Origin of the sequence: Salinarimonas sp. NSM (assembly GCF_052380005.1) — a bacterium.
Taxonomy (GTDB): domain Bacteria; phylum Pseudomonadota; class Alphaproteobacteria; order Rhizobiales; family Beijerinckiaceae; genus Salinarimonas.
This window is the reverse complement of the sequence record NZ_JBQTCJ010000077.1, coordinates 1-21,474: the sequence shown is the minus strand read 5'-3', so window position 1 is coordinate 21,474 and position 21,474 is coordinate 1. Positions and strand designations below refer to the sequence as shown.

At 72.1% G+C, this 21,474-nt stretch carries 22 protein-coding genes; 13 read left to right on the top strand and 9 right to left on the bottom strand.

The window, feature by feature from the left end; all coding sequences use genetic code 11:
- The coding region (locus tag ACTZWW_RS20550) for a phasin family protein (protein WP_444782834.1) at nt 1–255 on the top strand (255 nt) is incomplete at its 5' end.
- On the opposite strand, the gene ACTZWW_RS20545 is transcribed toward ACTZWW_RS20550, so the two are convergent.
- Both ACTZWW_RS20545 and ACTZWW_RS20540 read right to left on the bottom strand, forming a co-directional pair.
- Entirely contained in the window at nt 252–1,028 is a 777-nt protein-coding gene (locus ACTZWW_RS20545; RefSeq protein ID WP_444782833.1) for an NUDIX domain-containing protein, read from the bottom strand. The genes ACTZWW_RS20550 and ACTZWW_RS20545 overlap by 4 nt on opposite strands.
- Before the next feature lie 49 nt (nt 1,029–1,077).
- Nucleotides 1,078–1,614: a thioesterase family protein gene (locus ACTZWW_RS20540; protein WP_444782832.1), complete on the bottom strand. Its 537-nt coding sequence runs from the start codon at nt 1,612–1,614 to the stop codon at nt 1,078–1,080.
- 217 nt (nt 1,615–1,831) lie between these two features.
- Between ACTZWW_RS20540 and ACTZWW_RS20535 the strand changes: the two genes are divergently transcribed.
- From ACTZWW_RS20535 to ACTZWW_RS20520, 4 genes are all read left to right on the top strand, one after another.
- A complete protein-coding gene (locus ACTZWW_RS20535; RefSeq protein WP_444782831.1) occupies nt 1,832–3,247 on the top strand; it encodes an FAD-binding oxidoreductase in 1,416 nt (471 codons plus the stop codon).
- A gap of 33 nt (nt 3,248–3,280) precedes the next feature.
- A complete protein-coding gene (locus tag ACTZWW_RS20530) occupies nt 3,281–7,051 on the top strand; it encodes a hypothetical protein (RefSeq protein WP_444782830.1) in 3,771 nt (1,256 codons plus the stop codon).
- 236 nt (nt 7,052–7,287) lie between these two features.
- Nucleotides 7,288–8,073 (top strand): alanine racemase C-terminal domain-containing protein, encoded by a 786-nt coding sequence (locus ACTZWW_RS20525; protein ID WP_444782829.1) that lies wholly within the window; start codon nt 7,288–7,290, stop codon nt 8,071–8,073.
- A 25-nt stretch (nt 8,074–8,098) separates the two neighbouring features.
- Nucleotides 8,099–8,983 (top strand): DMT family transporter, encoded by an 885-nt coding sequence (locus tag ACTZWW_RS20520; RefSeq protein ID WP_444782828.1) that lies wholly within the window; start codon nt 8,099–8,101, stop codon nt 8,981–8,983.
- Nucleotides 8,984–8,990: 7 nt separating this feature from the next.
- Here the strand turns inward: ACTZWW_RS20520 and ACTZWW_RS20515 are convergent, their stop codons facing one another.
- Nucleotides 8,991–9,695: a glutathione S-transferase family protein gene (locus ACTZWW_RS20515; RefSeq protein WP_444782827.1), complete on the bottom strand. Its 705-nt coding sequence runs from the start codon at nt 9,693–9,695 to the stop codon at nt 8,991–8,993.
- A 321-nt stretch (nt 9,696–10,016) separates the two neighbouring features.
- On the opposite strand from ACTZWW_RS20515, the gene glyA reads away from it, so the two are divergent.
- From glyA to ACTZWW_RS20485, 6 genes are read left to right on the top strand one after another with little or no spacing between them, the layout of a single operon-like run.
- Nucleotides 10,017–11,321 (top strand): serine hydroxymethyltransferase, encoded by a 1,305-nt coding sequence (gene glyA / locus ACTZWW_RS20510; protein ID WP_444782826.1) that lies wholly within the window; start codon nt 10,017–10,019, stop codon nt 11,319–11,321.
- A gap of 16 nt (nt 11,322–11,337) precedes the next feature.
- Nucleotides 11,338–11,895, top strand: coding sequence for a transcriptional regulator NrdR (nrdR, locus tag ACTZWW_RS20505; protein ID WP_444782825.1), 558 nt, complete (start codon nt 11,338–11,340; stop codon nt 11,893–11,895).
- The gene (ribD, locus tag ACTZWW_RS20500; protein ID WP_444782824.1) at nt 11,892–13,070 is read left to right on the top strand and encodes a bifunctional diaminohydroxyphosphoribosylaminopyrimidine deaminase/5-amino-6-(5-phosphoribosylamino)uracil reductase RibD; all 1,179 of its coding nucleotides are present in this window, start codon (nt 11,892–11,894) and stop codon (nt 13,068–13,070) included. Before nrdR ends, ribD begins: the two co-directional genes overlap by 4 nt.
- Nucleotides 13,071–13,073: 3 nt before the next feature.
- Entirely contained in the window at nt 13,074–13,700 is a 627-nt protein-coding gene (locus ACTZWW_RS20495; RefSeq protein ID WP_444782823.1) for a riboflavin synthase, read from the top strand.
- 52 nt (nt 13,701–13,752) lie between these two features.
- Nucleotides 13,753–13,995 carry a FitA-like ribbon-helix-helix domain-containing protein gene (locus tag ACTZWW_RS20490; RefSeq protein WP_444782822.1) on the top strand — a complete coding sequence of 81 codons (243 nt, stop codon included), beginning with the start codon at nt 13,753–13,755 and terminating at the stop codon, nt 13,993–13,995.
- Nucleotides 13,979–14,383, top strand: a complete 405-nt coding sequence (locus tag ACTZWW_RS20485; RefSeq protein WP_444782821.1) for a type II toxin-antitoxin system VapC family toxin — start codon at nt 13,979–13,981, stop codon at nt 14,381–14,383. Before ACTZWW_RS20490 ends, ACTZWW_RS20485 begins: the two co-directional genes overlap by 17 nt.
- Nucleotides 14,384–14,388: 5 nt before the next feature.
- On the opposite strand, the gene ACTZWW_RS20480 is transcribed toward ACTZWW_RS20485, so the two are convergent.
- From ACTZWW_RS20480 to ACTZWW_RS20455, 6 genes are all read right to left on the bottom strand, one after another.
- Nucleotides 14,389–15,432 carry a DUF2332 domain-containing protein gene (locus ACTZWW_RS20480; RefSeq protein ID WP_444782820.1) on the bottom strand — a complete coding sequence of 348 codons (1,044 nt, stop codon included), beginning with the start codon at nt 15,430–15,432 and terminating at the stop codon, nt 14,389–14,391.
- A 47-nt stretch (nt 15,433–15,479) separates the two neighbouring features.
- Entirely contained in the window at nt 15,480–16,346 is an 867-nt protein-coding gene (locus tag ACTZWW_RS20475) for a tetratricopeptide repeat protein (protein ID WP_444782819.1), read from the bottom strand.
- A gap of 149 nt (nt 16,347–16,495) precedes the next feature.
- Nucleotides 16,496–16,726, bottom strand: coding sequence for a 30S ribosomal protein S21 (gene rpsU, locus ACTZWW_RS20470; RefSeq protein WP_029029311.1), 231 nt, complete (start codon nt 16,724–16,726; stop codon nt 16,496–16,498).
- A gap of 193 nt (nt 16,727–16,919) precedes the next feature.
- A complete protein-coding gene (locus tag ACTZWW_RS20465) occupies nt 16,920–18,005 on the bottom strand; it encodes a 5-(carboxyamino)imidazole ribonucleotide synthase (RefSeq protein WP_444782818.1) in 1,086 nt (361 codons plus the stop codon).
- Entirely contained in the window at nt 18,002–18,544 is a 543-nt protein-coding gene (gene purE, locus ACTZWW_RS20460; RefSeq protein WP_444782817.1) for a 5-(carboxyamino)imidazole ribonucleotide mutase, read from the bottom strand. The genes ACTZWW_RS20465 and purE overlap by 4 nt, the downstream gene beginning before the upstream one ends.
- A 40-nt stretch (nt 18,545–18,584) precedes the next feature.
- Nucleotides 18,585–18,794, bottom strand: a complete 210-nt coding sequence (locus tag ACTZWW_RS20455; protein WP_444782816.1) for a YdcH family protein — start codon at nt 18,792–18,794, stop codon at nt 18,585–18,587.
- Nucleotides 18,795–18,997: 203 nt separating this feature from the next.
- On the opposite strand from ACTZWW_RS20455, the gene ACTZWW_RS20450 reads away from it, so the two are divergent.
- A complete protein-coding gene (locus ACTZWW_RS20450) occupies nt 18,998–19,189 on the top strand; it encodes a YdcH family protein (RefSeq protein WP_444782815.1) in 192 nt (63 codons plus the stop codon).
- 220 nt (nt 19,190–19,409) lie between these two features.
- Nucleotides 19,410–21,344, top strand: coding sequence for a pentapeptide repeat-containing protein (locus tag ACTZWW_RS20445; RefSeq protein WP_444782814.1), 1,935 nt, complete (start codon nt 19,410–19,412; stop codon nt 21,342–21,344).
- Nucleotides 21,345–21,474: the final 130 nt, after the last annotated feature.

Below are 21,474 nucleotides of genomic sequence, written 5' to 3'. Positions count from 1 at the left end.
CCTCTCACGCTGTCGGAATGCGTCGGCCGTCTCCAGCGCGACTGCGCCGTCGCGCTGCGCTCGCCCGCCGAGCGCCACGTCGCCGGCCTCTCCCGCCTCGCCGCCTGCCGCACGCCCCAGGACCTCGCCGCCACCCAGCTCGCCCTGGCGAAGGAGGCCGCCGCCCGCGGCTTCGAGGACGCCGCGCGTGTCGCAGAGAGCTGGGCTCGGGTGCATCGCGCCGTGGCGCGGGTGTGGATGGGTGCTTTTCTCTAGCCGCCGTGCGCGCCGCCCCACCGCCCCAGCGCATTCCGCAGCACGATCGCCGCGCCCGGCTTGAAATCCTCCGCCGTCACGAGCGCGCGCGCGAGGTCGGGGAGGGGCCAGGGCTCGAAGCCGGCGATCTCGTCGTCCTGCGGCATCGGCCGCTCGTCGGGCGTCATCGCGAGCTCCCAGACGAGGAGGTCCTCGCGGGAGAGCCCGTCCGGCCCCGGCGCGACGCGGTCGAGCCGGGCGACGGGGCGGGCCGCGCGCAGACGCTCGCGCGCCAGGCTCGCCTCCTCGCGCGCCTCCTCGCGCAGCGTCTCCTCCGGTGTCGCGCCGGCGGGAACGCCGCCGGCGACGGTGGTGTCGAGGAGCCCCGGTGCCGTGCGCTGACCCATCCCGCGCCGGGCGAGCCAGACGCGCCCCGTCCCGCCCGCGACATGCCCGACGAGGCAGACCTTGCGCACCAGGAGCCCCAGCGGCTCGGCGGCGGCGCGATCGATCCGCGCCAGCTCCGCCCCGTCGCGCCCCGCCCGCACGCCGATCGCCTCGCCGCGCGGCGGCGGGCACAGGCCCGCCGCGAGGAGTCGCGCGAGCGCCGCGTCGAGCGATCCCTGGAGAGTGCCGACGGGAAATGCGAAGCCGTCGGGCCGCGGCGCGGCGAGCCCCGACAGCACCGCCGCGACGGGACCCGTCGCCGCGCCGACGGGCTCGCTCGTGCCGTCGACGTAGAGCAAGGCATAGCCGTCCGGCAGGCGCTCGTTCAGGGGCTTCGACAGCTGCATGGCGCGACCCTCCCGAGAAAGCTCGAGGGGCAACGCGCCGGCGGCGGCCTCAGTGCCGGGTGCCCGTCGCGCGCTCGGGCTCGTCGCGGGGGATGCCGATCCTGCGCCCCACGGCGTCCGGCCGCGGCAGGCGGGCGTGGGCGGCGCGCATGACGTCCAGGTTGTCGCGGATCGCATCGGGGAAGGGCGTCACCCGCTTCGTCGTCATGTCGACGTGCAGCGAGAGGATCTCGCAGGTCGCCGCCGTCCAGCCCTCCCGGGCGTGGCGCGCCTCGAGATAGACGTGGAAGCGCTTCTCGTCGCTGTCGAGGAGCTGGAGCGTCACCCGCACGGGATCGTGGGCCACCAGCTCGCGGCGATAGAGCACGTGCGCCTCCGCCGCGAAGTAGGAGGCGCGCCGCTCGGCGACGTAGTCCGGCCCCAGCCCCACGACGCCGAAGGCCTCGTCCAGCGCGCGGTCGAAGAGGACGTGGTAATAGGCGAGGTTCATGTGGCCGTTGTAGTCGATCCACGTCTCCTCGACGCGCATCGTCGAGGAGACGAACGGCGCGAAGAAGAAGATCGGGGTCGGCGCATGCTCGGCCACGGGAGCCTCCCTGGCAACGATCCGATCAACGTGCCCAATAAGCGAGCGGCCGTCCAGCCCGCGTGGCGAGCAAAATCGGTTTAGGTGCCTCCGGGCGGCGTCGGGCGAGCCCGTTTGCCTACGGATGCCGCGACTCTTCCCACTCTGATAATCTCCGGTCGCTGCGTGTGCCACTCACACGTGCGCCGCAAATCCCAAGCGCTCCCCCGAGGACGTCATGAACGCACCCGCTCGCCCGCTCCGCAACAGGCCCGATCCGCAGGCGCTCCGCGCCGTCCTCGACGGGCTCCAGGCCCGCTTCGGCGAGCGCTTCTCCACCGCCGAGGCGGTGCGCGCCCAGCACGCCGCGACCGTGACCTGGGTCCCGCCGGAGCCGCCGGACGCGGTCGTCTTCGCGCAGACCACGGAGGAGGTCGCCGCCCTCGTGCGCCTGTGCGCCGAGCACCGCGTGCCAGTCATCCCCTTCGGCACGGGCTCCTCGCTCGAGGGCCACGTCAACGCGCCCTGCGGCGGCGTGTGCGTCGATCTCTCGCGGATGGATCGGGTGCTGCGCGTCAACGCCGAGGATCTCGATTGCGTCGTCGAGCCCGGGGTCACCCGCACGCGGCTCAACGCCCACCTGCGCGACCAGGGCCTCTTCTTCCCGATCGACCCCGGCTACGACGCCTCGCTCGGCGGCATGGTCGCCTGCCGCGCCTCGGGCACGAACGCCGTGCGCTACGGCACGATGCGCGAGAACGTGGTCGCGCTCACCGCCGTCCTGCCGAGCGGCGAGATCGTCCACACCGCGAGCCGGGCGCGCAAGTCGAGCGCGGGCTACGACCTCACGCGCCTCCTCGTCGGCTCGGAGGGGACGCTCGGCATCACCACGGAGATCACGCTGCGGCTCCAGGGCATCCCCGAGGCGATCTCGGGCGGCGCCTGCCCGTTCCCCTCGGTGCGCGCCGCCTGCGAGGCGACGATCCTGACGATCCAGTCCGGCATCCCGGTCGCGCGCATCGAGCTGCTCGACGCCGCCCAGGTCGCCGCCTGCAACGCCTATTCCAGGCTGGCGCTGGAGGAGGCGCCGACGCTCTTCGTCGAGTTCCACGGCAGCGAGGCGGGCGTGCGCGAGCAGGCCGAGCGCTTCGGCGAGATCGCGCGCGAGTGCGGCGGCGGCACCTTCGCCTGGGCGACGGAGGCGCAGAGCCGCACGCGGCTCTGGCAGGCGCGCCACGACGCCTACTGGGCGGCGCTCGCCCGACGGCCGGGCGCGAAGGGCGTCTCCACCGACATCTGCGTGCCGATCTCGCGGCTCGCCGACTGCGTCGAGGAGACCGTGGCGGACATCGAGGAAACCGGGCTCGTCGCGACGATCCTCGGCCACGTCGGCGACGGGAACTTCCACGTCCTGCCCCTCGTCGACGTGGCGGACCCCGACGAGGTGGCGCGCGTCTACGGCTTCATCGAGCGGCTGATCGCCCGGGCGCTGTCGATGGAGGGCACCTGCACGGGCGAGCACGGGATCGGGCAGCGCAAGATGCGCTTCCTCGTGGACGAGCACGGCGCGCCCGCCGTGGAATTGATGCGCGTGATCAAACGTGCGATCGATCCTCACGACATCATGAACCCGGGAAAGGTCCTCGTTCCCTGACCCGGGCACGGTCGACCCGAGGATCTGTTCGTCTTGCGTGACATCCTGACCGCGATCGCGGGGCTCGTCATCGTCCTGCTCACGGCGGCGCTCGTCGCGCCGCCCCTGATCGACTGGGACCTGCGGCGCGGGGAGGTCGAGCGCGCCCTGTCGCGGGCCGCGGGAGCGTCGATCCGCACCGAGGGACCCCTCGACGTGCGCCTGCTGCCGTCGCCGCGGCTGAGCGTCGGGCGGCTCGCGATCGGCGGGGACGAGCCCGGTGCTGCCTCGCTCGCCGCGCAGGACGTCGTCGCCGAGATCGAGCTCGCGCCGCTCCTGCGCGGCGAGGTGCGCTTCTCCTCGGGCCGCGCCGCCGCCGCCGCGATCCGCGTGCCGACCCGCGGCGACGAGGGCCTGCGCCTGCCCGCGGCCTTCGCGCCGGGCACCGAAGGCGGCGCGCGCTTCGCCTTCGACGACCTGCGCGCCGAGACGCTCGCCGTTCTCGCGGTCTCGCCCGAGGGCGAGGAGCGCCGCTGGCTCGACATCGCCGCCGTGCGGCTCTCGGCGGACGCGCTGGGCGGGCCGTACCGGATCGACGGCGTCGCCGAGGACCTGCCGTTTCGCCTCGTGACCGGCCGCTTCGACGCCGAGCGGGTGATGGCCATGCGCTTCCAGGCGGGCGAGGACGGGCCTGTGCGCTTCGACGCGCAGGGCGCGCTCGCGCTCGCGCCGTCGGGTGGCGGCTACTGGGCGGCGACGCTGACCGGCGAGGGACGCATGATCGTCGCCGCCGCCGAGCCCGACGCGGCCCCGCTCGTGGTCGAGACGACGTTCGCCACGGCCGAGCGCGGCGTCGCGCTGAGCGCCCTCTCGATCGAGGCGGGGGACGCGGGGGCCGGCACGCGGCTGGAGGGCGAGGGCTTCGTCGCCCTCGACGACCCGCGGCTTTCGCTCGATCTCGCGACGCGCCGGCTCGTCGCCGAGCGCGTGATCGACAGCCCGCTCGGCGCGGCGCTCGCCGCCGCCGCGGACGGGCGGCTCGGCCTGCCGGTCGATCTCGATCTCGCCGCCGACAGCGTCGCGCTCCTCGACGAGGAGATCGCGAGCCTCGCGGTCGCGCTCACGGCGCAGGGCGATCGGCTGCTGGTGCGCTCGGCCGCCGCGGTGCTCCCCGGCGACGCGCGGGCGCGCTTCTCCGGCGAGGTCGGGCTCGACGGCCCGCCGAGCGCCGACGGACGCGCGAGCCTCGTCACCCAGGACGGCGCGCGCCTCGCGCGCTTCCTGCGCCGCTCCGGTGTCGACGGGCCGCTCGTCGACCTCCTCGACGGCCAGCCGCTCGACGTCGCCGCGGACGTCGTCTGGCGCGAGGACCTCGTCGCGCTCTCCTCGCTGCGCCTCGCCGCCGGCGACACGGCGTTGACGGGCACCGTGCGCTGGGATGCGCAGGGGCCCGGCGGGCGGCCCAAGATCTCCGCACAGGTCGCCGCGGACGGGCTCGACGTCGCCCGCCTGCCGCAGCTCTCGGCGCTCTCGGACCTGCCGCGGGCGCTCGACGTCGAGCTGGTGCTCGATGCCGAGGACGTCCGCTTCGAGGGCGCGGAGGGCGCGGGCCGCATTCGCGCCCGGCTGCAGTCGCAGGGCGAAGGCATCGAGATCGAGACGCTGGAGATATCGAACCTCGCAGGGGCGGAGGTCTCCGTGTCCGGGCGAATCGGCGAGGACGGGTCCGGGAGGATCGCGGGGCGCCTCGCCGCCGTCGCCGCCGAGCCGCTGATCGCGCTGCTCGGCCGCGTCGCCTTCGGCGAGGCGGTGGCGCTGATCCCGGGCTTCCTGCGCGAGGGCGCGCTCGACGTCGCGCTGACCGTGGAGCGCCTCGCGGAGGGCCGGGGCGCCGCGACGGGCGGGCTGCGCACGGCGATCGAGGGCACCGCCGCCGGGGGGCCGATCAGCGCGCAGTGGCTGACCCTCGACGGGCGCACCGAGCGGCTCGAGCTGGAATTGTCCACCGCCGACGTCGCCGGCTGGCTCGACGCCGAGGGGGGCGCGCCTGTGGCCGAGACGGTCGCGGGCGAGCCCGCCCTCGTCGCTCTCACGCTCGGCCGCAGCGGCCCCGACCGGTTCGTCGCCCGCGTCACCGCCGACGTGGCGGGCCTGCGGCTCGACACGAGCCGCCCGCTGGTGCTCGACGCCGTCGACTTCGCGCCGCTCTCCGGCGAGATCGACCTCGTGGCGCAGGATCTGCGCCCGGCACTGGCGCTGCTGGGTGGCCGGGTCGTGGCCGACGATCCCGTCGCCGCGACCTTGCGCGCCTCGATTCGCCGCGAGGGCATCGAGACGCTCCTCGAGGCCGGCGGCAGCATCGCCGAGACGAGCGTGCGGGTCGACGCGACCCTCCCGCCGGACGGCCCGGCGCACGCGGAGGTCCGCACGGCGCGCCTGTCGCTGCCCTGGCTCGTCGAGGCCTTCGCGCTGGGCGACGTGCTCGGGCGCGGCACCGCCACGTGGTCACGCGAGGCCTTCGACGTCCTGGCGCGCCCGCTCGAGCGCGGCAGCGCCACCGTGATCGTGCCGCGGCTCGATCTGGGGCGCGGCTACGTCGCCACGGATGCGCGTTTCGACGTCGCGCTCGAGCGCGACGGCATCGTGATCAACGGGCTCGAAGGCTCGCTCGCGGACGGGCGCCTCGCGGCGGACCTGACGCTGAGCCGCCCGGCGGCCGAGCGCGCCTCGATCGTCGGCGAGGCCTCGCTCGCCGATCTCGCGCTCTCGCGGCTCGCGCCCGACCTCGCGGTCGACGGCCGGCTCACCGGCACGATCGACTTCGGCGGCGCCGGCGGCAGCATCGCCGAGGTGGTGGGCGCGCTCGCGGGGGAGGGGCGCATGACGATCGCCGACGTCGTCGTCCCCGGTGCCGACCCGACGGCGATCGGCCGCGGCCTCGACAGGGTGCTGGCGGAGGAGGATCCGCTCGGGGGCCGGCGGGTCGAAACCTACGTCTCCGCCGCCCTCGACGAGGGGCCGCTGCGGATCGACGCCGTGGAGGCACCCGTGACGCTGGTCTCGGGCGTGCTCGGCCTCTCGCCGGTGCGCGCCGAGGCGCCCGGCGGTGCATTCGAAGGGGCCGTCGCCCTCGACCTGCGGGCGCTGACGCTCGAGATCCGCGGTTTCCTGCGCGGCGAGGACGCTCCGCAGGGCTGGGAGGGACCCCCGCCGACGATCGGCGTGACCCTCGCCGGACCGCTCGACGCCCTCGCGCGCACGATCGACGTCGGGCCGCTGACGAACGGTATCGCGGCGATCGTCCTCGAGCGCGAGCTCGCCCGCATCGAGGCCTTCGAGCGCGAGGCGAGCGAGCGGCAGCGGCGCGTCGACGAGGCGCGCATGCTGCAGCTGCGCCGCGAGCGGGCGGAGGAATGGCGCCTGGAAGCCGCGCGCCTCCGCCAGGAGGAAATCCGCCAGCGCGGCGCCGCCGAGGCGGCCCGCCGCGACGCCGAGCTGCGCTCGCTCGACGCGCTCGATCAGGAGCGTGCCCGGCAGGCGGTGGTGGAGGAGGAGCGCCGCCGGCTCGCGGAGGAGGAAGCCCGCCGGGTCGCCGAGGAGGAGGCCCGTCGAGCGGCGGCGGAGGAGGAGGCCCGTCGAGCGGCGGAAGAGGAGGAGGCCCGTCGAGCGGCGGAAGAGGAGGCGACGCTCAGGGCGCTGGACGAGGAAGCGGCCCGGACGGCGGCCGAGCCCGCGGCCACAGGCGGCTTCGACGTCGAGGCCATCCGACGCCTCCTGGACGGCCAGACGCTCGACCCGCCCGCCCTCGGAGCAACGGACCCCTGACGTGCCGGGGAAGGAAATCCTGGAGCGGAACGTGACGACCCAGGGTCTTATAGTTGCACCACGTAAGCTAGATTATTTTAGATTGTAAATCCGCAGATCTCCGCCTATGCTCGGTCTACCAAGAAACGAGCCTGGGAAGGAAACGCGATGTTGGCGAGGCTGCAGGCGGAGCCATGCCCACCACTCGTGGGCTACGGCGTCGGGCACTGCCCCGGAGCGTCCACGACATCGATGACGTGCTCGCGTTCCTGCTCGCGCTCGCCGATACGCCCGGGCTCGCCGTGGAATGCCCGTCCTGTGGTGTGGTGCCGCGGCCGGAGCTCGACGGCGCGAGCCAGGCTCGCGCCCTCGCGGCCGAGGTCGGCCTGTTCCTCGAGATCGTGCGGGCCTATTGCCGTCACTGCGAGGCGCGCGGGCTCGCTCGGCCCGAGACGAGCGTCCTGTCGACGGCTTCCTCGCAGCTGCCGATGCTCGCCACGCTGCTCGACGGCACGGGCCTCGTCTGCGTGGACCGCATCGGCAACGACTTCTACGGCAGCCACAGCTCGGCGCAGTTTCGTGCCGACGGCGCCGAGCAGGTCATGCACGCGGCGTTCGAGATCTCGGATGTGATCCATCGGCCGAGGGGGGCGACGGTGGGGTACGAGCGGCTGTACCGCGTCGACGCGAGCGGGGGTGAGCCGATCGCCGTCGCGGGGGTCGGCTGGTCCTCCTATGGGCGGACGTGGCAGGGACGCGGCAAGGCGGCGCAGCCCGGCTTCGTCGTCGACGCGTCCGGAGAGGCCTTCTCTTTCGTCGGTCGGCAATCGATGAACATCACCACGCTCGCCGCGAGGAGCGAGACAGGCTCGACGCTCCATCCCGGCGACCTGGTCTTCCTCCTGGCGGACGAGCGGGTCGTGGCCGGCAGCGGAGATTGGCCGACGGTGGCGGAGGTCGCCGCCCGCATGGGCGGGGTCCAGCACGAGCACGTCACCGCGATGATCGGCCTGTCTCGTTCGGCGGTGCGGTTCGAGTTCTGAGGGTGGAAGCCCGGGGTGGCGTGTGATGGGCAATCTCAAGGGTGTGGCCTGGGCGACGCTCGGCACCGGGCTGTTCGCGCTGATCTACGTGTCGGGAAAGCTCGCCGACGGTGCGGCGGGCGCGATCCAGATCATGTGGCTGCGGTATCTCGGCGGGTTCGTGACCGTCGCGGCCGTCCTGGCTTTCACGGGCCGGCCCGCCTCGTGGCTCTCCACGCGCCAGCCGGCTCTCCACGCCGTCCGCGCGGCCTGCGGAGCCTTCGGCGGCGTCGCGGCGGTCTATGCGGCGGCGCGCATGCCCGTCGCCGAGGCGACGGCCATCGGGCTCCTCGACGGGCTCCTGACCGTGATCCTCGGCGTCGTGCTGCTGCGGGAGCGCCTGCGCGTCGGGCAGGTGATCGGAGGCGTCCTGTGCCTCATCGGCGCCCTCGTCGCCGTGACGGGCGAGGGCGCGCTGTCCGGTGCCGTTCCCGTCGGGCCGGCGGCGGTGGCCCTGGCCGGTGCCGCCCTCGTCGCGTGCGAGAGCATCCTGATCAAGACGCTGGCCCGGGCGGAGAAGGCGTTGACCGTGCTGCTCTACGTCAACCTGTACGGCAGCCTCATCCTGATGGTGCCGGCGCTGGCGACCTGGTCTCCCATCGCGCTGCCGATGGCCGGCGCGTTCGCCCTGCTCGGGCCCATCGCCATCCTGGCCCAGACCTGCAACATCTTCGCGTTCCGCCGCGCGGACGCGGCCGTCGTCGGCCCGGTGCGGTATACGTGGATCGTGTTCGGGGCGCTCTACGGATCGATCTTCTTCGCCGAGACGCCGAGCCCGTCGACGCTGGCGGGCGCCGCCGCGATTCTCGTCGGCGGCGCCGTCCTGGCGATCGCACGCGGCGCCCCGGTGAGGGACCTGCCGGCGCGCTGATGCGGCGTCAGCCCCGCGCGGGAATGGCGAGCCCGCGCTGCACCGCCGGGCGGGCGAGGCCGCGCTCGAGCCAGGCGGGCGTGCGCGAGAGCGCGTCCCAGCCGACGATGTCGGCGGCCTCGTAGAAGCCCACCAGGTTGCGCACCCAGCCCAGCAGCGCGATGTCGGCGATCGTGTACGCCTCGCCCATGATCCAGTCACGCCCCTCGAGCCGCGTCTCGATCACCTTCAGGAGCCGCTCGGCCTCGGCGCGGTAGCGCTCCTTAGGGCGCGGATCCTCGATCTCGCGGCCCTTGAACTTGTGGAAGAAGCCGAGCTGGCCGAAGAGCGGCCCCACCGCACCCATCTGCCACATCACCCACTGCACCGTCTCCCACCGCGCGACCGGGTCCGTGGGGAGGAGGCGCCCGGTCTTCTCGGCGAGGTAGAGCAGGATCGCGCCCGACTCGAACAGCGCCAGCGGCCTGCCGCCGGGCCCGTCGGGATCGATGATGGCGGGGATCTTGCCGTTGGGGTTCAGCGCCAGGAATTCCGGCGTCCAGGTCTCGTTCTCGCCGATGTTCACGAGATGCGGCTCGTAGGGCAGGCCGGTCTCCTCGAGCATGATCGACACCTTCACGCCGTTGGGCGTGGGCGTCGAGTAGAGCTGCAGGCGATCGGGATGCTTCGGGGGGAAGCGCGAGGTGATCGGGTGGGTGGCGAGGTCGGTCATCGGGGGAGCCTTTCCATGGAAGCTGCGCCGTTTCGTCGCTTCGGCAGATGGTCGCGCTGCCCGCGGACGCAACGAACCGGTGCGCCAGGGTGGGTTGGCGCGGGTGCAAGCTCGGGCATGTAACGTCGTCCGGATCCCGCACCGCCGTCGATGCAACACCCGCTCCATGTCGCATCCATTCACGATTTGCCGCCCCTGTCCCCCCATGATAGAGGCCCCATCTGAGACGGGACGGGCGCATCGAGGCGCCCGCCCGCGCGCGCCGAGGCGGCCCCGGCGCGGGCGCGGGACGGCACGAGGGCCGACGAGAGCGAGGCGACCATGAGCGCGAGCGAAGCGACCGGGACCCATCTGTCCAACTCCTTCTTCTCGGCCGGCCTCGCGGACGTCGATCCCGAGATCAACGCCGCCATCGAGGCCGAGCTCGGCCGACAGCGCATGGAGATCGAGCTGATCGCCTCGGAGAACATCGTCTCGCGGGCGGTGCTCGAGGCGCAGGGCTCGGTGATGACCAACAAGTACGCCGAGGGCTATCCCGGCCGGCGCTACTACGGCGGCTGCCAGTTCGTCGACGTCGCCGAGACGCTGGCGCAGGAGCGCGCCTGCCGCCTGTTCGAATGCGGCTTCGCCAACGTCCAGCCGAACTCGGGCTCCCAGGCGAACCAGGCCGTGTTCATGGCGCTGATGCAGCCGGGCGACACGTTCATGGGCCTCGACCTCGCCGCCGGCGGGCACCTCACGCACGGCGCGCCGGTGAACGTGTCGGGCAAGTGGTTCAACGTGGTGAGCTACAACGTCCGGCCCGAGGACAACCTCGTCGACATGGACGCGGTCGCCCGCCTCGCCCGCGAGCACAAGCCCAAGGTCATCATCGCCGGCGGATCGGCCTACTCGCGCCATTGGGACTTCGCCCGCTTCCGCGAGATCGCCGACGAGGTCGGCGCCTGGTTCATGGTCGACATGGCCCACTTCGCCGGCCTCGTCGCCGGCGGCGCGCATCCCTCGCCCTTCCCGCACGCCCACGTCGCCACCACGACGACGCACAAGACGCTGCGCGGCCCGCGCGGCGGCATGATCCTGACGAACGACGAGGCGCTGGCGAAGAAGTTCAACTCCGCGGTGTTCCCCGGCATGCAGGGCGGGCCGCTGATGCACGTCATCGCCGCCAAGGCGGTCGCCTTCGGCGAGGCGCTGCGGCCGGAGTTCAAGATTTACGCCCGCGCGGTGGTGGACAACGCCCGCGCCATGGCGGACACGATCAAGTCCGGCGGCTACGCAATAGTCTCGGGTGGCACCGACAACCACCTGATGCTCGTCGACCTGCGGCCGAAGTCGCTCACCGGCAAGGCCGCGGAGCAGGCGCTCGGGCGCGCGCACATCACCTGCAACAAGAACGGCGTGCCCTTCGATCCCGAGAAGCCGATGGTCACCTCCGGCATCCGCCTCGGTACGCCGGCCGCGACCTCGCGGGGCTTCGGCGTGGCCGAGTTCCAGGAGGTCGGCCGGCTCATCGTCGAGACGCTCGACGGGCTCGCGGCGAACGGCGAGGGCGGCAACGGCGCCGTGGAAGCCTCGGTGAAGGAGCGCGTCCACGCGCTCACCGGCCGCTTCCCGATCTACGGCTGAGGAGACCCGGGCGCACATGCGCTGCCCCTATTGCGGAAGCCTCGACACGCAGGTGAAGGATTCGCGGCCGGCGGAAGACTCGGCCTCGATCAGGCGCAGGCGCGTGTGCCCCGATTGCGGCGGGCGCTTCACGACGTTCGAGCGCGTGCAGCTGCGCGAGCTCTTCGTGGTGAAGCGCTCGGGCAAGCGCGTGCCCTTCGATCGCGACAAGCTCCAGCGCTCGATCGACGTCGCCCTGCGCAAGCGCGAGGTCGATGCCGAGCGGGTCGAGCGCATGGTCAACGGCATCGTGCGCCAGCTCGAATCCTCCGGCGAGACCGAGGTTTCGTCCGAGCAGGTGGGCGATCTCGTCATGGAGGGGCTCAAGAACCTCGACGACGTGGCCTACGTGCGCTTCGCCTCGGTCTACAAGAGCTTCCGCGAGCCCCGGGACTTCGAGGAGCTGCTGATCGGGCTCGGCCGCGCCGCCGGCGCGAGCGGTGCGGCGGCCGTCGCACCTGGGCGCGCCGTCGAGGAGCGCGCCGCCCCGACGGATCCTGCCGAGGCGGATCCCGCCGTGGACGGCGTGCGATGAGCCCCGCCGCGGCGCGGGCGCCCGCCCCCGGCGAGACGCCGGCCGGCGATGCGCAGGCGCAACGCGACATCGCCTACATGCGCAATGCGCTCGCCGTCGGGCGGCGCAACCTCGGCCTCACCTGGCCCAACCCCAGCGTCGGCGCCGTGCTCGTCTCCTACGCCTCCGGCGCGCCGGTGGTCGTCGCCCGCGGCGTCACCCAGCCCGGCGGGCGCCCCCATGCCGAGCGTGTCGCGATCGACGCCGCCGACCCGGCCGCGCGGGGCGCCACCCTCTACGTCACGCTCGAGCCCTGCTCGCATCACGGCAAGACGCCGCCCTGCGCCGAGGCCGTCATCCACGCGGGCGTCGCCCGCGTCGTCTACGCGCTGGCCGACCCCGACCCGCGGGTGAGCGGGCGCGGCGCGGCGCTGCTGCGCCAGGCGGGCCTCGCCGTCACCGGCGGCGTCGAGGAGGCGGAGGCCGCGCGCAGCCATGTCGGGCACGTCACGCGGGTGACGAAGGGCCGCCCGGCCGTGCTGCTGAAGCTCGCCCGGACCGCCGACGGCTTCGCCGCCGCCGCCTCCAACGAGCGGCTGATGATCACCGGCGCGCTGGCCAACGCCCGCGTCCACCTGATGCGCGCGCATGCGGACGCGATCATGGTCGGCCTCAACACCGTCGTCGCCGACGACCCGCGCCTGACCGTACGCTTGCCGGGCCTCGAGCACCGCTCGCCGGTGCGCGTCGTGGTGGACTCCAACCTGGCGCTGCCGCTCGAGGCGGGCATCGTCCAGAGCGCCGGCGCGCCGCCGACCTGGGTGATCACCACGATCGACGCGCCCGCCGCCGCCGAGCGCCGGCTCGTCGACGCGGGCGTCGAGGTGATGCGGGTCGGTGCGGATGATCGCGGGCGCGTGCGGCTCGACGAGGGCCTGCGGCTTCTCGCCGTGCGCGGCATCACGCGGGTGTTCTGCGAGGGAGGGCCGGCGCTGGCGGAAGGGTTGGCGCAGGCCGATCTCGTCGACGAGCTCGCGATCGCGACGGGTCCGCGCCGGCTCGCGGCACAGGACCCCTCGGTGTCCGGCCTCGCTGCCGTCGGCCCCGCGCTCGCGCGCCACATCGAGACGCGCATGCGCCTCCTCGCCGAGGAGCCCGCGGGCGAGGACGTGTTCCAGCATTACGAGAGGGCGTGAGCCATGTTCACCGGCATCGTCACGACCGTCGGCCGCGTCACCGCGGTCGAGGACCGCACCGACCAGCGCCGCCTCACCATCGCCTGCGACGACGATCCCGAGACGATCGCCATCGGCGCCTCCATCGCTTGCTCCGGCCCCTGCCTCACGGTGGTGGAACTGGGCGGTGTGGCCGGCGACATGTGGTTTCGGGTCGACGCGGCGGCCGAGACGCTGGCGCGCACGACCGTCGGCGCCTGGGGGGAGGGGACCCGCGTCAACCTCGAGCGCTCGCTCAAGATCGGCGACGAGCTCGGCGGCCACATCGTCACCGGCCACGTCGACGGTCTCGCCGAGATCGTCGCGCGCACCGAGGTGACCGCGGAAGAGAGCGGCTGGGGCGCCACCGCCCGCTTCGACCTGCGGGTGCCCGCCGCCCTCGCCCGCTTCGTCGCCGAGAAGGGCTCGGTCGCGCTCGACGGTTGCTCGCTGACGGTGAATTCGGTTGACGGGGACGTCCTCTCGGTCCTGCTCATCCCCCATACGCTCGCGCACACGACCTTCGGCGAGAAGGGACCGGGCGACCGGGTCAACCTCGAGGTCGACCTGATGGCGCGTTATGCGGCGCGGCTGGTGGAGGCGCAGGGGTGATTGCGGGGACAGACCCTGCGTGCTATCGTTCCGATATCAATGGAGCGAATGAATGGTCGACATACTCGTCCGCAATGTCGATGACGAGCTGGCGGCGCGCCTCAAGGATCGAGCGCGCGCGCAAGGAACGTCGCTGAACGAGGTCGCACGAGAGGCGCTGCAGGCGTTCGCCAGGCCGTCACAAGCGGAATTCCTGGAGATCGCGGATCGCATCGCGTCCATGGGGCCTCGCTTCCCCGGGAGCAGCGTTGATCTGATCCGCGAGGACCGCGACAACGATGAGCCTTATCGTTGATGCGTCCGTCGCAGTTCCGTGGCTGATCCGCGAGGACGGCTCGGATCGCGCGCGTTCGATTCTCGCTAGAGGTCACACCCTGATTGCGCCAGAGATGCTCTTGGCGGAAGCCGGCAACGCGTTCTTCAAGCGTGTGATCCGTAATGCGATGTCGGTGGAGCAGGCGGTCGAAGCGCTACGAGCGGTCCGGATCCCCTTCTCCGATTTCGTCGCGACCTCGCTCCTGATCGAGACTGCGGCCCGGATCTCCTACGAGTTCAGGCATCCCGTCTATGACTGCCTCTATGTCGCTCTGGCTCTGCGTACCGACGGCGGCCGTTTGGCGACTCTCGATCGACGAATGACGGACATTGCGTCGCGAGCCGGGGTTTTCTGCCACGACCTCTGACCGGCTCACCCCCACTCCACCCATCGCCCGTGGAAATCCGCGCGCCCCAGTGCCCGCGTCTCGCCACCGGGCCAGAGGCGCAGCGTGAGGGCGGCCGAGCCGCGCGTCTCATCGGCCTCCATGGCGACGTGGGCGAGCGGCGCGCCGGCGCGTGCGCGGCCCGCCGCTTCGGCGAGCGCCGCCTCGATGCGGGCCTTCACCGGCGCGGGGAGGTATTGCCGGACGATCGTGTGGAAGACCACCGTGGCGACGCCCGGCCGCGGCGCGGACGCGAGCCGCGCCTCGAGCCAGTCGGCGGCATCGGCGCGCGCCACCCGCCAGGGCGCGGCGGCGGCGACGTCGAGGGCGGCGGCGGTGGTCGCGAGCCGCTCGGGCTGGTCGGGCCAAATGTAGGAGAACAGCCGCTCGCGATCGGCCGGGTCGCCGGGGTCGAGCGGGTTGCGGTCGCAGCCGGCGCGGTCCGCCACGGCGAGCAGCGTCGCGGGATCGGGATGGGCGCCGCGCCAGGCGCAGCGGACGAGGACGTGGCTCGACCCCTCCCGCGCGCCGACGTCCAGCGCGTAGCCGTAGCGCTCGAGCCCGAGGTTGAGCCCGGCGCTCGCGCCGATCTCGAGGAGGGAGAGGGGCAGCCCGGTCTCCCGCGCGACGACGAGCAGAGCCCCGAGCACCGCACCGGAGCGCTTCACCTCGTTGGTCTGCGGGGCGGAGCCCAGATAGCCGGCGAGGAAGGTGTCCTCCCGCGCGAGCGCCTGCGCGAGGGCATCGCCGAGGCGGGCGGCGTCGAAGGCGGCGGGCGGGTAGGCGTCCGTCAGGGCGGGGACGCGGCGCGTGCGGGCGAGTGCGTGGAGCGCGCCGGCGGCGCGCAGGGCGAGCGCGTCCGCGCCGGGATCGCCCTCCCAAGACCCGATCCGGCGCCCGAAGACGGTCGACCCGTCGAGGCGCTGCGCCAGGAAGGCGCACAGGTCGGCATTGTAGGGCGAGCCGAGATCGCGGCAGGCGTCGGCTTGGCGCAGGAAGGCGGCGCGGATCGAACCCGGAAGCGCGGCCATCGTCCGTGACCCTCCTCCGTGCCCTTCCTCGCCCTCCGCGCCCGCGATCAGGCGCGCACGCGCCCGGCGCCTTCGCGCGCGATCGTGTTCGACTGGTCGATGGACAGCGCCCGGCGGTAGCTCTCGCGCGCCTCGTCCAGCTGGCCGGAGCGCTCCAGGGCGACACCGCGCCAGGCCCAGGCGTCGGCGTTCTGGGACTGCACGTTGAGCGAGGCGTTGAGATCCTCGATCGCCTTGGCGTTGTCGCCGAGCGCGATCAGGCTCTGGCCGCGGCCCTGGTAGGGAGCGGCGACGTAGGGGTTGCGGTCGATCGCCGCGTCGAAGTCGAGCACCGCCTCGCGGTGCTGGCCGAGGCGCTGGTAGACGAGCCCGCGGGCGTGGTGCGCCTCGGCCGACTCGGGGTTGACCCGCAGCGCCTCGTTCAGGTCGGTGAGCGCACCGGCGGTGTCGCCGCGGGCGCGCAGCAGGTTGGCGCGGCCGATGCGCGCCGGCGCGTAGTTCGGGTTCGCCGCCAGCGCGCGGGTGAAGTCGGCGAGCGCGTCGTCGTCGCGGCCGGTCTGGCGCAGCGCCAGCGCGCGGTTGGTGTAGGCGGCGGGGTTCGACGGGTCGAGCTCGATGGCGCGCGTGAAATCCGCCAGCGCGTCGCGGAAGTCGCCGGCGCGCGCGTAGGCGGCGCCGCGGGTGTTGTAGGCGGTGGCGTCGGTCGGGTTGTTGCGGATCACCTCGGTGAGCGATGCGATGTTGGTGCCCGCCACCGCGCTGTCCTGGCGCTCCAGCACGGCCACCTGCTGGGCGGGGCCGCGCGTCGCCACCGTCTCGCAGCCCGCGAGCGCGATGCCGGCCAGGAGGAGCACCGTCAGCCGCGTTCCGCGAAGCGTCCCGTCGATGCGCGTCCCCTCGATGGTCGTGATCATGCTCGCCTCTCCCCGGCGCGATCCGCGCCCGTCGTTCTGCGCCCGTGCCCCGCTGCGCGCGACCTCGTACGGGTTCCCTGAGACACGAATGGGGCGATACCGGGCCCTTACGGAGCCGCGGGTCGCCACATCGGTCCCGAAGGCGCGCCTCAGCGTGCGGGCTTGGGCTTCGACGGCAGCAGGCCCTCGCGCTGCATGCGCTTGCGCACGAGCTTGCGGGCGCGGCGGACGGCCTCGGCCTTCTCACGCGCCTTCTTCTCGGAGGGCTTCTCGTAATGGCCGCGCAGCTTCATCTCGCGGAAGATGCCCTCGCGCTGCATCTTCTTCTTGAGCGCGCGGAGCGCCTGATCGACGTTGTTTTCACGGACGAGAACCTGCACGCGTCGAGTTCCTTCGGTTGATGCGCCGGCGATGTCGGATGCGGATACGGGAAACTTGGACCGCCGAGCGCGAGCTCTCGCCCCTCGGCCGGTGGATGCTGCGCTTAGCAGAATCGCCGGGGGCTGTCGAGGGCCGAGATCCGCCACAGGCAACGCCGGGCGATCGCGCTCGAACGTTTGCGCGGGCTGGCGTTCACCGCTTCTCGGAAAGCCGCGTCACGTGCCCCATCTTGCGCCCCGCCCGGGCCTCGCCCTTGCCGTAGAGCGTGAGCCGCGCGCCCTCCTCTGCGAGGAGCGTGCGCCAGGCGCCGGCGTCCGCGCCGATGAGGTTGTCCATCGTCGCCACCGGCGCGCGGCGGGTTGTCGGGCCGAGCGGCCAGCCGCAGACGGCGCGCACGTGCTGCTCGAACTGCGAGGTCGCGGCGCCGATGTCCGTCCAGTGCCCGGAATTGTGGACGCGCGGCGCCATCTCGTTGACCACCAGGTGCTCGCCGTCGGCATCGCGCACGAGGAACATCTCCACCGCGAAGACGCCGACGTAATCGAGCGCCGTGGCGATGCGCGCCGCGATCTCCCGCGCCGCCGCTTCCGTCTCCGGCGCGGCGGCGGCGGGCACGGTGGTGCGGGCGAGGATGCCGCCCTCGTGGCGGTTCTCGCACAGGTCGTAGACGGCGAGGCCACCGTCCGGCGCGCGGGCGGCGACGACGGAGACCTCGGCGGCGAAGGGCACGAAGCCTTCGAGGATCGCCGGCGCCGCGCCGATGGCGGCCAGCGCCGCGGCGGGGTCGTCGCCCTCGCGGATCACCACCTGGCCCTTGCCGTCGTAGCCGAAGCGCCGCGTCTTGAGGATCGCGGGGCGCCCGAGCGCGGCCAGCGCGGCGGCGAGGGAGGCCGCGTCGTCCACCGCCCGGAAGGGCGCGACGGGGATGCCGAGCCCCGCGACGAAGCGCTTCTCGGCGAGCCGGTCCTGCGCGGTCGCGAGCGCGGCGAGGCCCGGCCGAAGCGGTGCCCAGCGCGCGACCGTCTCGGCGGCGGAGACGGGAACGTTCTCGAACTCGTAGGTGACCACGGCGCAATGGCGCGCGAACTCGGCGAGCGCCTCGCCGTCCGCGAAATCCGCGGTCGTGGCGCGGGCGGCGACGTCGAAGGCGGGACTCGCCGGAGCATCGTTGTAGACGTGGACGACGAGCCCGAGCCGCGCGGCCTCCACCGCGATCATGCGCCCGAGCTGGCCGCCGCCGAGGATGCCGAGCACGTCGCCCGGCGCGACAGGGCTCATCGCCCGGGCTCCATCGCCGGCGCATCGACGATCGGCGCATCCACGGGATGCTCGGCCACGCCCTCCGACTGGCGCGTCCGCCACGCCTCCAGCCGCTCCGCGAGCGCGGGATCGCCGAGCGCCAGGACGGCGGCGGCGAGCAACGCGGCGTTGATCGCTCCGGCCCGCCCGATCGCCAGCGTGCCGACCGGGATGCCGGCGGGCATCTGCACGATGGAATAGAGGCTGTCGACGCCCGACAGCGCCTTCGATTCGATCGGCACGCCGAAGACCGGCAGCGGCGTCAACGCCGCCACCATGCCCGGCAGGTGCGCGGCACCGCCGGCGCCCGCGACGACGACCTTCACGCCCTCGTCCTTGGCGCCCTTGGCGAAGGCGAAGAGCCGCTCGGGCGTGCGGTGGGCGGAGACGATCCGCGCCTCGTGGGCGACGCCGAGCGCGTCCAGCGTCTGCGCGGCATGGCGCATGGTCGCCCAGTCCGACTGGCTGCCCATGACGATGGCGACGGTTGGCCGCGCCGGCGGGGTGATCTCGGTCATGCGGCTCCTCGCGGCGCGCGCGTCAGGTACGTCGGGCGCGTCAGGCGATGATGTCGGGGAGGATATCGTCCTCGATCCGGTGGATGCGGTCGCGCAGGGTGAGCTTGCGCTTCTTGAGCCGCTGCAGCTGCAGGCGGTCGTGCACCGGCGCCGATTCGAGCGCCTCGATCGCCCGGTCGAGGTCGCGGTGCTCCTCCTTGAGCCGCGCGAGCTCGGCCTGCAGCTCGGCGGAATCGATCCCGTCGTCCACTCTCGCGCTCCACAGTCACTCGGCGAGCCCGCGCGTCTTCACGCATCGCTCACCAAGAGCGACAAAACCCCGCCGCCGTCAAGGTCCGGCACCTGCGATCTAACTCTTTAGGGTTGCGGCGCAGCACGAGAAAGCTTCGACAGGCGAATGATTCTGTGAGAGCATCGAGGCGTTCGAAGCGAACACTGGAAGGGAGACGACGCATGTCGCTGAATAGCCACTTGGCCGAGCTCGAGCGTAAGCACCAGGCTCTCGAGCAGGAGATCCAGAAGGCGGTGACGAGCCCTTCGACGAGCGACGAGGAGATCGCCAGGCTCAAGCGCAAGAAGCTGGTCCTCAAGGACCAGATGAAGCGCCTGCGCGACGGCGATCGCGTGGAGGAGACGCTCCACTGACGGAGCGGTCATCGCGTTTCGAGGCCGAGTAGACGGGGCGCACCGTGCCCCCAGGCAGCGTCGCCGCCGTTCGGGAGACCGAGCGGCGGTTTCTTTTCGAGGCGATGGGCGACGTGTACGGGTTCGCGCGTGGGTGACGGCGCGGATACGATGGGGGATGATGATCGCGGGGGCGGCTGCGCGCGCGGGTCGCCGGACTTGTCAGCCGCGAGCGCCGCCGATGCCGATCCGCCGACCGATCACCCGCCCCTCCCGCCTCGCCGCGGCACGCCCCCGGCCGGCCGCGGGGGAGGCCGGCGCGGTCGCGCTCGCCCGCATCGAGGAGATCGCCCGCAACGCCCGGACGGCCTGGTTCGGGCTCCTCGCCTACCTCGCCTTCGTCGGCGTGACCCTGCTCGGCGTGCGCGACATCGATTTCTACTCGCTGGAAGCCTCCACGACGCTGCCGCTGGTGAACGTGGCGATCCCCACGACGCTGTTCTTCCTCACGGCGCCGTGGCTGGGGGCGGCGCTGCATGTCTACCTACATTTGTATTTGCTGAAGCTGTGGGATGCGTTGGCGGAGGCGCGTGAGCGGGTTGACGGTTTGCCGTTGGGGGACCGGGTGTTTCCGTGGCTGGTGATCGATTGGGCCTTGCTGCGGCGGAAAGACAAGGATCGCGCGACCACGAAGCGGCCGATGGCGTGGTTGGCCAATCTGGTGACCGTCGTCCTGGTCTGGCTTGCAGCACCGCTGATGCTGACCTGGGCATGGTGGCGTTCGATGCCCGCGCGCGAGGAGCTGCTGACACTGTTCATCGCGGTGCCGCTGGTTTTCTCGATCTATGCCGGAAGGAAGAGCTGGCGGCGGGCTAGGCGGCGGTTGAAGGCCGGTCGCATGCCGCCGCCTCCGGTGAGCCGTGGCAGAACGTGGTCCGCTCGCTGCGGATTTGTGGTGATCGGAAGTCTGCTTGCCTCGGTCAGCTGGTTGCGGACGGAGGGAGGATTCGACTGGTGGGCGAACCGGGCGATCGATCGTTGGGAAGCCACCTTCGGCCCGATTTTCGAGGATGGACCTGGTCCGCACGGGTTTACGATAGGCGCGCAGGAGATGCAGGAGCTTTGGGTTGCGGACCGGGTCGTCACCCTTGACCATCTGTCCTGGCGCGACGGCGACGGGCGGGTGCTCTGGACGCCCCTCGCGCCGGTCGACCTCGTTGGAGCCGATCTTGCGCAGCGACCACTGACTTGGGTGAGTTCCGATACTGGTGAGCGGCGCTTTCGTCTCGCTTGGTGCCGCGATCGGGAGCTCCACCTGATCATATGTGAAAGAATTCGTCGACGCAATTTCACCAGTAGCGAAGGTTATAAACTTGCTATTGCAGAGAAAGCGGCCCAACTTGGGCGGTGGTGTTCGTCCGAGGGGCGTAACTTCAGTGGTTCTGCGTGCGACGCTTATTTCCGTGATCTTGAGAACGCATTAGCCTCGGAGTGGTCGGAGGGGCGGCTGACTCTGATCGCAGATCTACCGAAACCACCGCTGCGGAATAGCGACTTACGTCATGTCTGGATGAACAGCGCATTTCTTGCAGGGGTTGATCTCAGCGGGGCACGGCTCGAAGGCGCAAATTTGAGTGGTTCGACTTTAGAAGGTGCGATTCTCAGCCGGACGAACTTGATTTCCGCGAACCTCAGCCTGACCTCCGCCGAAGGCGCCGATTTCAGCTACTCACGTCTCGATGGTGCATCTTTGTCATGGGCGAGATTATCCGCCGCTGAATTTCCCTCAGCGGAGATGGTTGATGTAAGCCTCACAGGTGCGCGTCTGAACGAGGCGAACCTCTCGTTGGCACGGCTATCTGGTTCAGACTTGCTGTACGCGGACTTGGGTGGCGCAAACTTGAGCTTCGCTGCACTTGATGATGCAGTCATGTTGTTTACACGCCTTGACGGTGCATCATTGCACAGCGTTTCTGGTCTTACTCAGGAACAGCTTGAAATGACACTGGGGAATGATGCAACGAAACTCCCAGACGGACTTTGGATCATCTCCTGTGTAGCGGCGAGAGACGATGAGAACGACTTACCGGAAGGCACGTTCTGGGATGCGTTCTGCGGTATGGACGAGGAGCCGCAAATTTATTACTCGGATACGCCGCCCGAACGCGATCTATGATCGTCGGCCTACAGCGTTCGCTATCGAATCGTTCAACGCTCCTGATCTCTCGATTCTAGCGCCCCCGCGGGGGGGCGCGGGGGGGGGGGGGGGGGGGGGGGGGGGGGGGGGGGGGGGGGGGGGGGGGGGG